A 14109-nucleotide genomic window follows, 5' to 3' on the forward strand; every position below is an offset into this window, starting at 1 on the left:
TGCTTTAAATATAAAGTGGAATCCCGTATTTTCGCAGCACCAAAAAAGAACGTATGACCGTTATTGAAGCCAAAAACATTTATAAAAACTATGATGATTTACAAATTCTAAAGGGAATTGATTTGTCGATCAACAAAGGTGAAGTGGTTTCAATTGTCGGGGCATCCGGAGCGGGAAAAACTACGCTGTTACAAATTCTGGGAACACTGGATGCTGTAGATCAGGGAAGTTTAAAAATTATGGATACCGAAGTCAGCCAATTAAAATCTAAAGCATTGGCCAAATTTCGAAATAAGAACATTGGTTTTGTATTTCAATTCCATCATTTATTGCCTGAATTTACTGCATTAGAAAATGCGTCACTCCCACTCTACATTGCCGGATATTCCAGGTCAGAAGCAGCTAAGACAGCAACGGAATATTTGACTTTTATGGGACTGGAACATCGTTTGCACCATAAACCTTCAGAACTATCGGGCGGGGAACAACAAAGAGTAGCCGTAGCCAGATCGCTGGTTAATAAACCGGCTATTGTTTTTGCAGATGAACCTTCGGGAAACCTTGATTCAGCTTCTGCCCAAGAACTCCATCAATTGTTTTTTGATCTCCGCGATCGGTTTGATCAAACGTTTGTAATTGTAACCCATAACAACGAATTGGCCAATATGGCCGATCGTAAACTTTTGATTCAGGATGGTAAAATCAGCCAGTAACCATTTCCATGACGAAATCAGAATTACAAGGCTTTTTAGATGAAAAAGCCGAATATTACGAAACCTTGAATTTTATCGAATCTGATCCCATTCAGATTCCACATCTCTTCTCAAAAAAAGAGGACATTGAAATTTCTGGTTTTCTGGCGGCATCCATTGCCTGGGGCCAACGCAAAACAATCATTCGAAATGCCAGGTTTTTGATGGAACATATGGACATGGCTCCTTATGACTTCATTTCTCATTTCGAAGATTCTGATCTGGATGCTTTTGCGAACTTTAAACACCGTACGTTCAATTTTGACGATCTCAAAGGCTTCTTTACGGCACTGCAAAATATCTATCGGAATCATGGTGGGTTGGAATCTGTATTCGCCACCCATACCGAAGATATGGCAGCCAATATTTCTAACTTCAAAAAAGTATTTTTTAAAGCTGAACATTTGCCACGTACCCACAAACATGTCTCCGATCCTTTAAAAGGTTCCGCAGCCAAACGCATCAATATGTATTTACGTTGGATGGTGCGTTCTGCAGATAAAGGGGTAGATTTTGGGATTTGGAATCAGGTGCAACCGCAACATTTGTATTTACCACTAGATGTGCATACGGCCAATGTATCCCGGCAGTTAGGTATTCTTAAACGGAAACAAAACGATTGGAAAGCCCTCAATGAGCTGATGACCCAACTACGATCTTACGATGCGACCGATCCGGTAAAATACGATTTTGCTTTGTTTGGATTAGGAGTATTTGAAGGGTTTGGAAAACCCAAAGACAAATAATAATTTAAAGACCTCTCCACGTCTGAAACGAAGAGAGGTCAATTTCATTATGCTCCTTTTAGCTGGTCAAACATTCCCGCAAGATCTTCGACATGCCAAATTTCAACTACTTTACCGTCCTCGACTTTTAGTAAATCATGTCCAACAAAGTTTACCATATTGTTGGTTGCAGGTACACCAAAAAACGCTCCGGTATGCTTTGCGGTCATTCTCCATCTCACAAAAACTTTATCATCTCCAATCAGTTCTACAACTTCAAGTTCGTGTTTAGAATTTGAAAAACCTTGTTTTAACGCCAAAGTCAACTGTTTAATCTCTTCAACTGCATTGCCTCCATGTCCATCATGATCAATTAATCCCGGTGCCAATAAATCTTCCATTTTTTCTGCATTTCCCTGATCCAGTATCTCGTAATACGATTTTGCAATTTGATTTCTTGTTTTCATGTTCTTTTTTGTTGTGAAAGCCATTAATGCCAGACTTCCAATGAATAATAAAATTGTTTTATACATAATATTGAATTTGTGAGGCCAAAACTATACCTTTACCCACTGTTCATCAAGTACTTACGAAATAGTTCAGTACTTACCAAAAAGTAAAAATTATTGTTTATCAGCATTTTACAACATGGAGAATATTCAAAATAAATGTCCGGTGGGTGAAGCGTTAAAATATATTGGTGGTAAATGGAGCCTCCAGATCATTTATGAAATCGGGACGGAAAAAAGACGATTTGGAGAGTTGAAAAGGCTTCTTCCGGAAATCAGTGAAAAAATGTTGATTCAAGAGCTGAAGAAAATGGCACAAACCCATATTGTTCATAGAAAAGCATATCCTGAAATCCCTCCGCGAGTGGAATACTCTTTAACTGAACGTGGAATTAGAATTCTACCCATTCTCGAACAAATAGAAAGTTTTGGTTTAGAATTGTTAGAAGAAAAATGCTAGTGTTTAAACCAATCATGTTTCATTTATCATACGTATGCAAGACTATATCGATTTAGCCAAAAAGAATGGTGTGACGCTCTTAGATGATGGACCATGTCAATTTTGTGGTGCACACACTCAAAGAGGTGTTCATGAATGTCTGGAGATTTTCAATGTCGGTTTTCAGGATATTGACTTTTCTAATCCGGCCAATCACATCTATCGATTCCTGATCGTAGACGCGCATACTTTACAACATCCGGAGATTCACGGAAGATGGAATAATCATTTTCATTTGTCTCGATTGCATCTGATATTTAACTACAAAGTAAAATGGACCTATGCCCATTCTCCGCGGTTGAGTGATCATTTAAATCGCTACAAAAAGGATAAACAAAATGAGTATTTAACCCCTCCTCCACTTTTACAAAGAGGCCAAATCACCACAACAGATATATTGGCGGTTTCGGATGATCCCACAAAACGTAAAGAGCTAATTACCCAATGGGCGCTAGAAGTGTATGATACATGGAAAACGCATCATTCGACTGTGGATATGGTCGCGCAGGGATTTTTAAAGTCGTTATATTAAATTATGAGTGGAATCATGAATAAAATTCTATTGTCAAAAGAGGTTTCCTTGAGTACTTCTCCAAATCAATTAAATGAAATATTCTCTAAAATGGATTCCAAATCATTTCGAGTAAAAAAACTAACCGCCAGGAAATATAAATTCCTGGCCAGGTTTTCTTTAGGGACTTTAATATTTGGGAGTACTCCGGGAATAGTTGAAGGAATCAAAGTATATGGAGAAATCAAATCCACATCAGATACCAAAACCACAATAGAGTTCACCACTGAACTTAGAATAGAATTAATCCTCATTTGCTTTTTTTGGTTTGCTGTTATTTTAATTCAAATATTTGGAAATGAAACCTTTCCAATATGGGTGAATTTGCTAATTTTTCCGCTGTTTTTATTTTGGTTCTGGTTTATTTACAGAAAACAAGAAAACGAACTGTGTGACAACGTCATAAGGGAGTTACAAAATAACCATCGGATAAAATCTAACTCGTAATCAAATGATGATATATAACTTCCAATGAAAAACAGCAAACACATTATCACTCTTTTGGTATTAGCCTTAATAGGCTCCAATCTGTTTTGGATGGTGGATAAATATCGATCCAACAACAAACAGAGGTATGAGGATACTTACAACTGCGAACTCAATGAATTGAATTATTGTCTGAATACGTTTGAAAAAGGAATGTCCTACTCCACCTTTAAAAAGAAGATCAAAAAAATGAACCTGGTTCCATTTAACACATGGAATAACAATAACCTTCAGTACCTCATGATCCAAAACATTCTATTGCCATGTCCGGAATCCAACCGTCCCTATTGCGGAATACGCTTTACATTTGAAAATCAAAAACTGACTCATATTGAAGTGGGTTATCCTTGTCATTAATATCTCTTAAATGAATCCAAAACCACAATTTAGAACAAACGGAGCTATTGGCGCCTTACTGGATGAATACGAAAAGGCTTTAACCGAATTAAAGCGCACCATATCTGATTTAACTCGTGAAGAGTTGATCCGCATTGTAGATGCCGAAACACAAAACGAAGAATGCAAATCCATTCAAACCATTTTATCGCATATCGTGCAAAGTGGCTATACCTACGTGGTTGAAATCAGAAAATGGATGGGCAAACCGGATGATTACCGACCCGTGATCCTGTTGGATAGTTTAGGCGAATATCTCACCGCGTTGGATCGCATGTTTCATTATACCGAACAGTTGTTTTTGGATCATCCTCAAGTCAAATTAACCGAGTATGATTTCGACAAAAAAATCAAAGTACGTTGGGGTCAATCTTACGATGTGGAACAGCTCATGCAACACGCTATTGTTCATGTGCTCCGACATAGAAGACAAATTGAGAAGTTTAAGCTTCAAATGAAAACAACATGAAAGGGATCACCTATATAGAAAACTTTATAGATACACATTTGGAATTATTTGAATTCCTAAAATCTCATGTAGATTGGGATGAAAGAATGTATTCCAGAAAGACCGCAAGTTTTGGAAATGCGTATAATTATTCTCAGATCAGCTATCCTTACAAAGAATTCCCAAACGAGCTGGAAACTGTCATTTCATTGATAGAACAAACGCTACATTTTAGACCAAATAACTGTCTGATTAATTATTACCTCGATGGGAAATCCAAAATGGGATTTCATTCCGATCAAACAGATATTCTTTCAGAAAATACCGGGGTTGTTATCGTTTCTTTAGGAGCTACCCGAACGCTTCGATTTAGAAATATAAAAGACAAAGAACTGATTCATGATTTTACCCTTCCTTCCGGTTCACTCATCTATATGACCCAAGAAGTTCAGAATCATTGGCAACATGCCATTCCCAAATCTCCAACAGATTTTGGACGAATGAGTTTGACTTTTAGAAAGATGGTATAGTCTATTTTGAAACACAGATGATCAATTACTATGAATAAAAGCATCACACTTGAAATCGTAAAGAAAGATCCCAAATACTTCGGATATATCTGGATCATTATCATCATTCTGATGCTTTCTTCCATATGGGTTTACTTTGCTGCTTTTGGTCCACTAATGGGGTTATTAGTGATGTTCAGTTTATATCAGACTTTTCGAAAAAAATCTAGAGGCCAAATCACTTTCAATCACTCAACTGTGATCATACAGTTTGAAAATGAACCTGAATTAAAAGTCGGATTGGATCAAGTTTCTGAACTAACGGCAGACCTCCATCACTATCAATATGAACCACCCCATTTGGGTAGAATATTTTCAGAAAGCCGGAATTATTCCGGATATGAAAATAGCATTCGGTTCAAAATCGGAGAGGTTGAACATGAATACTTGGTATTTATTAAAAATGCTACACGTTTAGAAAAGATTAGAGATTATTTTATGGAATCTAAATAAACCTCCATCATACTAAACACCTTCCGACACACGTATTATAAGATGTCAATAACGGATATGCGCTTTAAACAGATCTCAATCATTATGTTGTTTCTCCTCGGTATAGAAGGTCTGAGTATAGGGCAGAATTCAGAAACGATTAACAATACGTCAAATCCAAAAGAGCCCGCTACTCCATCTCAAGAATTAATAGGCACATGGGTATTAACCCAGACTGTTACACCTGATGATTCAATAACACATGAACCCTCTTTGCAATTATGGAAAACTCCAGATGCACCACCCTTTACAATCATTCAAATTGATTCGGCATACCGCTTTGAAATTGAACAATCCTGTATGAAATGTCCGCTATTGTTGTGGTCTGGCACCTTAAATTCCTGGCCTAGCAAATTAAATGGCGTCTGGTATTTATATCTGCACTTCACAGATTCCCGCTTTGTCAAAAAAACACGACAAAAAGAAACAGAACTCGCATTTAACGGCTATCTCACATATCTTGAAAATAACCTGATGATTATTATAGATCGTAAAGGACAGCAATGGGTGTATCAACATTTGGAGGAATGAACGTTTTGGTTCATGTTAAAAAATTTAACTGTCATAAATGTCTCTAAAACTTGAGGAATATAATTATCCAACAAACTCTCCACGCTTCTCTTTACATTTGCGGTCATGGATTCACTCACACAGGTAGTTTTAGGAGCAGCAGTAGGAGAATTGGCTTTGGGAAAGAAAGCCGGCAACAAGGCCATGCTGTATGGAGCCATTGCAGGTACCATTCCTGATCTGGATGTGTTGTCCTCTCATTTTACAGATACCACCCGGGCATTAGAACTCCATCGGGGGTTTACACATTCCATAGTTTTTTCGGTGGTCTTTGCGCCTGTTTTTGCCTGGCTTGTGACCCGGTACGAAACCTATAAAGATTTCAAAGGATGGTTCTGGTTATTTTTCTGGGCGTTCTTCACGCACCCTATTTTAGATGCCCATACCACCTGGGGAACGCAACTCTTTTGGCCATTTGATTTACGCCTGGCATTCAAAACCATCTTTGTGATTGATCCGTTGTATACACTCCCCTTCCTCACATTTTTGATTTTGGCACTGATTCGCAAGCGTACCAACCCCAAAAGACAGTTTTATAATAACCTGGGATTAATCATCAGTTCCAGCTATTTGGCGTTGACTTTCCTGCTTAAATTTATAGCTACTTCTCAGTTTGAAGCAGCACTGGAAGAACAACAAATCCAATACAGTCAATTGGACACCCGACCCGCTCCGCTCAATACCATTTTGTGGAGTGCCAATGTAGATACCAAAGATGCGTATCTACTGGCCGATTATTCCTTTTTTGATACACAGCCTATTCAATTCAGATCCTATCCTAAAAATCATCATTTACTCGGCCAATTAGCCCAAAATGAACGCATTCAACGGATGATTCACATCTCGAAAGGCTGGTATATTATTACTCAGGAAAACGATACACTTTACTTTAACGATCTGCGCTTCGGGATGCTGGGCATGGACTCCAATGCCCAAAACTTTGTATTTAAATATGCCATCACTCCCACCGATCATGGTGAAGTGGAATTAACCGAAGTAGAGAAATCGCCTCGTGATGGGAAGAAACTCTTACAAGAATTGTGGACGCGTATACAGGGGAATTAATGATCATCATAGAAAAAAAGAACAATATTTATTGGGTCTATCAAACGTTTGAAGAATAACAAATGCGCTCTATACGCGTCAACTATTCTATAATCACATCAACAGTTACTTTGTAACCACCGGTGGCTTCGTCCTCAATCATATCGTATACACCCTCTATCAAAATTATAGAGTTCACCCCAAGTAATTCTGCAATTTCTTCACCCAATTCTAATTCAGGTGCTGTAAATGTACCATCAATATATCCACCTTCATCAAACCAACCCTCCCGAATTTGACCAATATTTAGTGTTAATGTATTATTACTTGCATTTAATGAAATAGAACCACTAGCATCTGTTCCTAATACATAATCCCCGGTGGTCAATGGAGAATCATAATCGGGACAAAAACCCGGACCATATGGACATGTACCTGTATCACCATCCAATTTAAGACCATAATACACCTGATTTTGATTCTCAGGCCCATAAGGAATCTGAGTTGCCGGATCTACAGAAACAACTTCTTCATTTAATAATATATTTTTATGAGACTCCGAATTGGTGATCGTTTCATCTTTGCTACAACTGGTATACAGCATAACTAATGAAAGTACACCGGTCACTATTAATCCAAATTTTACAGGTTTCGTTTTTGAGTTCATCTTTTTTTCATTTTAGTAGTTAAATAGTTATATCACTATAAATCTAGATGATTACCACAAACAGTACGTTAATCATTTCATAACCACGGCAGTTTATTTCATAAACCCCACATCTGATTTCATAAATGACTTTTTAACTTATGGACAATATGTATCAATTGTTTGATGGTAAAAAACACTATACGGGTACTTTTATTAAAAACTAAATCATTATCCTCATCTGCTCCCCTTCTTAAAATATGCGGTGCATAGATGACTCCTCATGTTTTCTTGTGTCTGATGTGTTTTTATTACACCCTAAAAACCAACACTTGATAAGATTATTATACGTATAAACCACATCAGTAAAATACGTATTTACCACATTTTTTAAAAAGTTTGGAAGTTCTAGTTTTACTGGGTTTTATACGAACTATTTTGCTTAAAAAACCATCCATGGTCCTTTTTAAATGGATATAAACTTGGATAGAAATAAACCTTCATTTTATGAAATTAGAAAAAATCTTAGATAAACTTGGGTCCATTGAAAAAAACTCCTTTATCAAAATAATTGACAATATCATATCCAAAGAACCTAAAAACATTAAACAAATACAGGATATTTTAAGTTCTTCAGATAAAGGCTTAAAATCTGTGGATAATCAAAATATTGCAAATGTATTTTCACTTATTGAAAATGAATTTCAAGATCATATACGATGCGAATTCCAGGAAATATCCTCTCAATTAGATATTTTAATTGATATCATAATCCGTGACGGAAACAGTATTATGAAACAAGATTGGTTTTCAAGACTCTATGAAAACGAAATAAAAAACCTGAAAAAGAAAACCAAACTATTAAATGCTGATTTTGAAAATGAAAAATCGGAGTTAAGTGAGTCTCGTAAAAGAGATTACAAAATTTATAAAGCCTGCCTAAATACAGCTTATAACAACGATATCGAAAATAATAGAGATGCAAAAATATCATCAGATGAACTTTCAATTATACTTACTCTTTCAAAACAACTAGGTCTATCTCAGGAAGAAGTAAAATTGGTAAACTACTCGATTTTACCAATAAAGAAGATTGATATTCAAGATGTCATTAAAGGGCTTAAAAACATTGGTGTAATCTTCTACTCAAATAAAGAAAATACTGTTTACGTAGCTGACGAAATGGTTAGAATGTTACGTAAAATAAGAGAAAAAGAAGTGGCAGAAAAGTTTTATCGTAGAACTCTCAAACTTTTAAGAGAACCTATTATCAATCAAATTGCAAGAAAACATAACATAGATCGAAAGCTCTCGTATTCTCAAAAAATTGAAGAAATAATAAAAGAGGGAATTTCGTTCACAAATCTTCTTTTAGATGACATATATAAACCTGGGAGCACATTAACTGAAAAGAAGAAAATTCTAAACGAACTTTGTGAAAAGAGTCTAAGTATAAAAAACCTAAAAGGAAGTACATTAGATGATAAAATAAAAAGCCTAATCCAGTATTTTGACGACATTGAACGAGACGAAAAAGTGGGAATATCATTAGATGGTTTTGACAAATTACTTGCCGAATTAAACTTAACCTTACCTAAGTTAAACGTTCAAATAAAAAAACAATTTGAACTTCAGGATGAATTTGTTCTTAAAGCTGATTATCTATTGGACTATAACATTAAGCCTAGAGATGTTCTTGATTTAATTATAAAACCAGATTTAACTAAATTCATAAAGGATAACGGAATAAAGCAAAGAGGTAACGATATATTAAACGTTCTTGAACATTATAAAGATGTTGAAAATCTTTATTTGGAGAATTACGAAAATGTAGCTTACAGAAATCTGAATCAATTAAAGGAAAATGGAATTACAGTAAAAGAAAGTGAACTTGGAACTAAGTTTGAAGAATTAACGAAAGTGATATTTAATGATTTAGGATTTAATGTCGATGAAGTTTTTAGAAAAAAACTCAATACCAAAAAGGATATTATGGATATTCTTTTGAATCTCGGAAGTAATGAGATTATCATAGTCGAATGTAAAACCAGTAAAGAAAGAGGATATAATAAATTCAGTTCAGTATCTCGTCAACTAAAATCCTATCAAAATTTGGCTCTGAAAAACGATTTAAGAATTGTAAAAATCTTATTAGTTGCCCCAGAGTTTAGTGATGATTTTATAACTGACTGTGAAATGGATACTGAAATGAATTTATCTCTCATTACAGCATCTACTCTATATAATATTTCAGAAGCATTTAAAACATCAAAGTATAAAGAATTCCCTCATGTTCTATTTCGTGATATAGTGATTAACGAAGAGCGTATCCTAAAGGCTTTGAGTAAAAAATAATATTAAGCTAATCGCAAACATTAACCTTAATTCTAAGGCAATCAAATGGATTTTGAACAACTGAGAAACCTTTCAGAACAGTATGAAGTTCGAATAGATAACCACTCTGATTTCGAAAGAACACCTCCCTTCTATTATGATTCTTTAAAGCATGCGTTTACAGCTTATTTTAACACATTCCATACCCAAAATGCATCATATGATTACTACGCTCGAGGTCTAAACAATAGAAATATAGAAATTCTGAAAAGACAATTATTAGATGAGGATAATACCGTTTTGGCTATAATTGGATTTGAGCGATACTTTGAATTATTTCTAAAGGATTTATTAAAACAAGTTGATAGCAATCTGATATACCAAGTAAAAGATAATAATAAAAATATATCAACTTTAATCAATAGAATTGAATGTAATAAATTTAAACTAAAAGAAATAGGTGGTAAACCTCTTACGATTCCATTTAGGGAAACTATAAACAGATTTTTTGGTCTTGCCGAGCTGGTTAAGAATGAAGGTAAAAGTAATTTGATTATCCCTAAATTTACCTTAATGCTTAAACAGTATTCTTTTCTTGTGTCTACCAATAACAAGGCTTCTTTAAAACTACTTAATTGGTATAGAGACAGAATACTTCACAATGGGAACAGATTACCGTCATTATGGCTACTTGACTATATTGTAACGCAACGGTTTGCTCCAATTATTAAAGATATTATTAACACGGATCACAAAAGACTTGGTAAATCCATGTATTATCTAACAACAGTAACTGAAATTGATATTTTAAAAGAACTATGCTCAGTACACTTTGAATTTAGTGATCTACAAAACAAACCGAAGGACAATCAAATATTTCAGTTATTACTTCGCATAGGGCACTTGAAAGAACTTGGGAGAGCTAATCTTAATATGAATCTTTTCGTCAGAAAAAATTACCAAGCAGGATACGAATACAATTATAAAGACCCAATTGGTAGAGGTAAGAGATTTGCTCAAATTGAAAAGAAAAAACATGAACACGCAAAAGACATCAAAAATTGTCCTTGCTGTGGAGAAAACTCTTTGGTTCTTTACAATGAAAAAATAGACGATATTTTTAACCAAGGTCAAAAAAAAAATATTCAATGGATTAAATGTTATACTTGTGATTATCATCTACGCGATAATGCAGATGATCCTTTCTTTTTTAATTTATATCCAGAAACGATTTTTAAACCCTAAAAATCCACCAACTTCTTTAGGTTCACTTCCAATGCTATAGAGATTTCCAATAGAGAATATAGTGTAGGATTAACTTTACCGTTTTCTAACTTTTCGAGGGCTTGTCGGTCTTTATTGCAAGCACGGGCTAGATCAGACTGACTCCACCCCTTTTGGGTTCTAAGTTCTACGATACGCTGACCGATTTTCTTTTTGAGTTGCTCTTTAGTCACATCCAAATGTCATCTTATTATACGACAATTTTGTCATATTTTAGTTTGACAAACCAATTTATTTTAATAGCTTTGTCGTATACTTATATGACAAATGAATAGATTTAGACAATTAAAAATCCAGCGGAGATTTCGCTATAAAGGGTCATATACCACCACCGTCCCTGAAATCAGATTGGAAGGTCGGTGGTTAGAAAAATTAGGATTTAATGAAGGAGACCAGATACAAATAGAACAACAACCCCAAAAACTAACCATCACACTTCTTAAAGAATCGCAATAAATCTCTATTTTTAGGGTTAACGAGTCTGTACATCGCACTCACATAATTAATAATGTATTAAGATTTAACCATGAGATATATTAAAGTAGTCATTCTATTCCAACTGTTTATCCTACTAGGGTGTTCAGGTATACGCAATAAGATGACCTTTTTCCCGGATACAAAAAGTGAAATCCCAAAAGAAAATATTCCGGAATACATCTCCGAAAAGAAAATAGTAACATCAGATCAAGAACGTATCCAGGCTTTTTATTTTAATCACCCTGATCGTTCCAACCATCCATTGGTGATCTATTTTCATGGAAATGCGGGAAATCTTTATGGCCGATTTGGCTATGCGCAGCAACTCTATGAAATGAACCAAAATGTACTGTTGATTGGCTACAGAGGCTATGGCAAAAGTTCAGGCAAACCCAGTGAAGAAGGAATCTATATGGATGGACAAGCCGCGGTAAATTTTGCAAAAGATAGTTTGGGATATTCGGAAGGTGAAATCACCATATTGGGTAGATCTTTAGGAACTACCGTTGCAGTAAACACTGCTCAAAAAAGAAGTTTTAAAGGAGTAATACTCATTACTCCACTGACCTCAGGAAAAGAAATGGCTGCAGCTATGGGAATGAATTCTTTAACTTCAGTGGCAGGAGATTCTTTTAATTCTATTGGTAAAATTGATCATCTAGAATCTCCTATTCTCATCATTCACGGAACCGATGATGAAGTCATCCCATATGACATGGGAGAAGCGCTTTTCAAAGCGTATTCCGGAGACAAAAAATTAATCACCATTGAAAAAGGAAACCATAACAATTTACAAGATGTTGACTCAGAATTATTTTGGGGAGAGATCAATGAATTTGTAAATAAGATGTAACAAACCACAAAGCCAGTCAACGCAGCATGGATACTGCGCCAACTCCGCTTTGAGGTTGTCCCTAAACCTGGCTACAATGAAGTTTGTTCGTAATTGTATGGTTGAATATCATAAGAAATTTCCCCACCCGAACTAAAGATATAAAATTCAGAAGGTTTCGTATTTCCGGCAGATTGGTTTTGGCTTACAATCAATGAAGCATCCGCCCATTCTCCGTTGACATTTTTCAACTTAAATTCGTAATTGACATAACCTGATTTCTTATTGGTTTTTACTTTCATTTTTTCGATGGTAAAGATTTGCTCACCCAATTTTAAAGTGCCATTTAAAATAGAAATCTCAATGAGCTGTGAAGCCGACTCTCGCTCTACCCATTTATCAGATGTATAACTATATTCAAAAGAACCGGTGGTCATATAGGTTCCGTCAATAGTAAGTGGTTCGTTGGAAAGTGCAGAAGTTGCTATACCTAGTACAAACAACATCCATAGCGTGATCTTTTTCATAGCATTTGATTTTGATGTGTAACTAACTCATATGGTGAATCATACTATCAAACGCAACTCCCATTTTATTAAACGCTAAAAATCAACATTTTACACAAAGTCAACCTCTTGCAATTTTCCAGAATATGGAATAATTTATCCTGATCGGGAAAAATACGCTCCATATTTATATCGGCAATCATGATATATTATATACATTCGCCTCTTTTAATAACCGAAGATTTAGAAATCTTCATTTAATTCTATAACAAACCTGAAACATATTACGATGGAAAAATTTAAACTTTTAATTTCTATAACCTTATTCTTTGCACTCTCAATCTTTACAGTATCAGCAAATACCGTGATCACTGTTTATAAAACTTATGAAGATTATCAGAATAAGATTGGAGAAAAGTATGACAAGTATGATGGATATATTCATTCCTTGGGCAAAGTGAAACTTTATTTGTATAAAAATGGGGTCAAAACCAAAGTTAAATGTGCAGATATATGGGGTTTTACATACAATACCGAACTATTTCGTATTTATAAAAAGGATGCTCAACCAGTAAGAGTTATAAACAATGGAAGCATTATTTATTACGAAAATGGTGTTGCACATTTAGAAATGTTAGCAACAAACTCGAAATCAGCAGAGTTATATGTAGGATACTACTGTTTTCTATCAAAAGGTATTAATACTCCGATAATACCTATGCCAGGTGTTTGGACTATCACAGGTTATGCTAAAAAGCAAGTCAAAAAATTTAGAAAAGAATACCCTGAATATTCGGATTTATTTGATTGCATTGACGAAAACTATAGGTACACCAAAATGAGGGTTTGTGTTCAGATATATGGAAAATAAGTCTATTAAACCAATGCCAGATTAAGGGTTAACATCTTTAATCGATATGTAATTCATTAAAAAAGCCGGAAGATTACTCCCGACTTTACATCACTAAT

20 protein-coding genes are annotated in these 14109 nt (G+C 34.9%); 15 read left to right on the forward strand and 5 right to left on the reverse strand.

What is annotated here, in order from left to right; translation table 11 throughout:
- Positions 1-53: 53 nt before the first annotated feature.
- The gene (locus KFE94_01875; protein ID UTW66887.1) at positions 54-713 is read left to right on the forward strand and encodes an ABC transporter ATP-binding protein; all 660 of its coding nucleotides are present in this window, start codon (positions 54-56) and stop codon (positions 711-713) included.
- Between the two features lie 8 nt (positions 714-721).
- A complete protein-coding gene (locus tag KFE94_01880) occupies positions 722-1498 on the forward strand; it encodes a TIGR02757 family protein (protein ID UTW66888.1) in 777 nt (258 codons plus the stop codon).
- A 47-nt stretch (positions 1499-1545) separates the two neighbouring features.
- Here the strand turns inward: KFE94_01880 and KFE94_01885 are convergent, their stop codons facing one another.
- Complete coding sequence (locus KFE94_01885) at positions 1546-2010, reverse strand: ester cyclase (protein ID UTW66889.1); 465 nt, start codon at positions 2008-2010, stop codon at positions 1546-1548.
- Positions 2011-2125: 115 nt separating this feature from the next.
- Here KFE94_01885 and KFE94_01890 point away from each other — a divergent pair, with 115 nt between their 5' ends.
- Entirely contained in the window at positions 2126-2446 is a 321-nt protein-coding gene (locus tag KFE94_01890) for a helix-turn-helix transcriptional regulator (GenBank protein ID UTW66890.1), read from the forward strand.
- 34 nt (positions 2447-2480) lie between these two features.
- On the forward strand, positions 2481-3017 hold the full coding sequence (locus tag KFE94_01895) for a hypothetical protein (protein UTW66891.1): 537 nt from the start codon (positions 2481-2483) through the stop codon (positions 3015-3017).
- Positions 3018-3082: 65 nt separating this feature from the next.
- On the opposite strand, the gene KFE94_01900 is transcribed toward KFE94_01895, so the two are convergent.
- Complete coding sequence (locus KFE94_01900) at positions 3083-3310, reverse strand: hypothetical protein (GenBank protein ID UTW66892.1); 228 nt, start codon at positions 3308-3310, stop codon at positions 3083-3085.
- Positions 3311-3527: 217 nt separating this feature from the next.
- On the opposite strand from KFE94_01900, the gene KFE94_01905 reads away from it, so the two are divergent.
- The 6 genes from KFE94_01905 to KFE94_01930 all read left to right on the forward strand — a co-directional run bounded on the left by KFE94_01905 (position 3528) and on the right by KFE94_01930 (position 7082).
- Positions 3528-3899, forward strand: coding sequence for a hypothetical protein (locus KFE94_01905; protein UTW66893.1), 372 nt, complete (start codon positions 3528-3530; stop codon positions 3897-3899).
- 10 nt (positions 3900-3909) lie between these two features.
- The gene (locus KFE94_01910) at positions 3910-4407 is read left to right on the forward strand and encodes a DinB family protein (GenBank protein ID UTW66894.1); all 498 of its coding nucleotides are present in this window, start codon (positions 3910-3912) and stop codon (positions 4405-4407) included.
- Positions 4404-4916, forward strand: coding sequence for an alpha-ketoglutarate-dependent dioxygenase AlkB (locus tag KFE94_01915; GenBank protein UTW66895.1), 513 nt, complete (start codon positions 4404-4406; stop codon positions 4914-4916). The genes KFE94_01910 and KFE94_01915 overlap by 4 nt, the downstream gene beginning before the upstream one ends.
- A gap of 30 nt (positions 4917-4946) precedes the next feature.
- Positions 4947-5408 carry a hypothetical protein gene (locus KFE94_01920; protein UTW66896.1) on the forward strand — a complete coding sequence of 154 codons (462 nt, stop codon included), beginning with the start codon at positions 4947-4949 and terminating at the stop codon, positions 5406-5408.
- 84 nt (positions 5409-5492) lie between these two features.
- Entirely contained in the window at positions 5493-5978 is a 486-nt protein-coding gene (locus KFE94_01925) for a hypothetical protein (GenBank protein UTW66897.1), read from the forward strand.
- A 105-nt stretch (positions 5979-6083) separates the two neighbouring features.
- Positions 6084-7082 (forward strand): metal-dependent hydrolase, encoded by a 999-nt coding sequence (locus KFE94_01930; protein UTW66898.1) that lies wholly within the window; start codon positions 6084-6086, stop codon positions 7080-7082.
- 82 nt (positions 7083-7164) lie between these two features.
- Here KFE94_01930 and KFE94_01935 read toward each other — a convergent pair whose 3' ends face one another.
- Positions 7165-7728 (reverse strand): hypothetical protein, encoded by a 564-nt coding sequence (locus KFE94_01935; GenBank protein UTW66899.1) that lies wholly within the window; start codon positions 7726-7728, stop codon positions 7165-7167.
- A gap of 486 nt (positions 7729-8214) precedes the next feature.
- Here KFE94_01935 and KFE94_01940 point away from each other — a divergent pair, with 486 nt between their 5' ends.
- Positions 8215-10062, forward strand: a complete 1848-nt coding sequence (locus tag KFE94_01940; protein ID UTW66900.1) for a hypothetical protein — start codon at positions 8215-8217, stop codon at positions 10060-10062.
- 45 nt (positions 10063-10107) lie between these two features.
- Positions 10108-11286: a hypothetical protein gene (locus KFE94_01945; GenBank protein UTW66901.1), complete on the forward strand. Its 1179-nt coding sequence runs from the start codon at positions 10108-10110 to the stop codon at positions 11284-11286.
- On the opposite strand, the gene KFE94_01950 is transcribed toward KFE94_01945, so the two are convergent.
- Positions 11283-11498, reverse strand: coding sequence for a helix-turn-helix transcriptional regulator (locus tag KFE94_01950; GenBank protein UTW68193.1), 216 nt, complete (start codon positions 11496-11498; stop codon positions 11283-11285). The two genes, KFE94_01945 and KFE94_01950, sit on opposite strands and share 4 nt — an antisense overlap.
- A gap of 94 nt (positions 11499-11592) precedes the next feature.
- On the opposite strand from KFE94_01950, the gene KFE94_01955 reads away from it, so the two are divergent.
- Both KFE94_01955 and KFE94_01960 read left to right on the forward strand, forming a co-directional pair.
- Positions 11593-11781, forward strand: coding sequence for a SymE family type I addiction module toxin (locus tag KFE94_01955; protein UTW66902.1), 189 nt, complete (start codon positions 11593-11595; stop codon positions 11779-11781).
- Positions 11782-11851: 70 nt separating this feature from the next.
- Entirely contained in the window at positions 11852-12655 is an 804-nt protein-coding gene (locus KFE94_01960) for an alpha/beta hydrolase (protein UTW66903.1), read from the forward strand.
- A 71-nt stretch (positions 12656-12726) separates the two neighbouring features.
- Here the strand turns inward: KFE94_01960 and KFE94_01965 are convergent, their stop codons facing one another.
- Positions 12727-13161, reverse strand: coding sequence for a hypothetical protein (locus KFE94_01965; protein UTW66904.1), 435 nt, complete (start codon positions 13159-13161; stop codon positions 12727-12729).
- A gap of 268 nt (positions 13162-13429) precedes the next feature.
- Between KFE94_01965 and KFE94_01970 the strand changes: the two genes are divergently transcribed.
- The gene (locus KFE94_01970) at positions 13430-14011 is read left to right on the forward strand and encodes a hypothetical protein (GenBank protein ID UTW66905.1); all 582 of its coding nucleotides are present in this window, start codon (positions 13430-13432) and stop codon (positions 14009-14011) included.
- The last annotated feature ends 98 nt before the right edge of the window (positions 14012-14109 follow it).

The sequence above is a fragment of the bacterium SCSIO 12643 genome (assembly GCA_024398135.1).
Taxonomy (GTDB): Bacteria; Bacteroidota; Bacteroidia; order Flavobacteriales_G; family Salibacteraceae; genus CAJXZP01.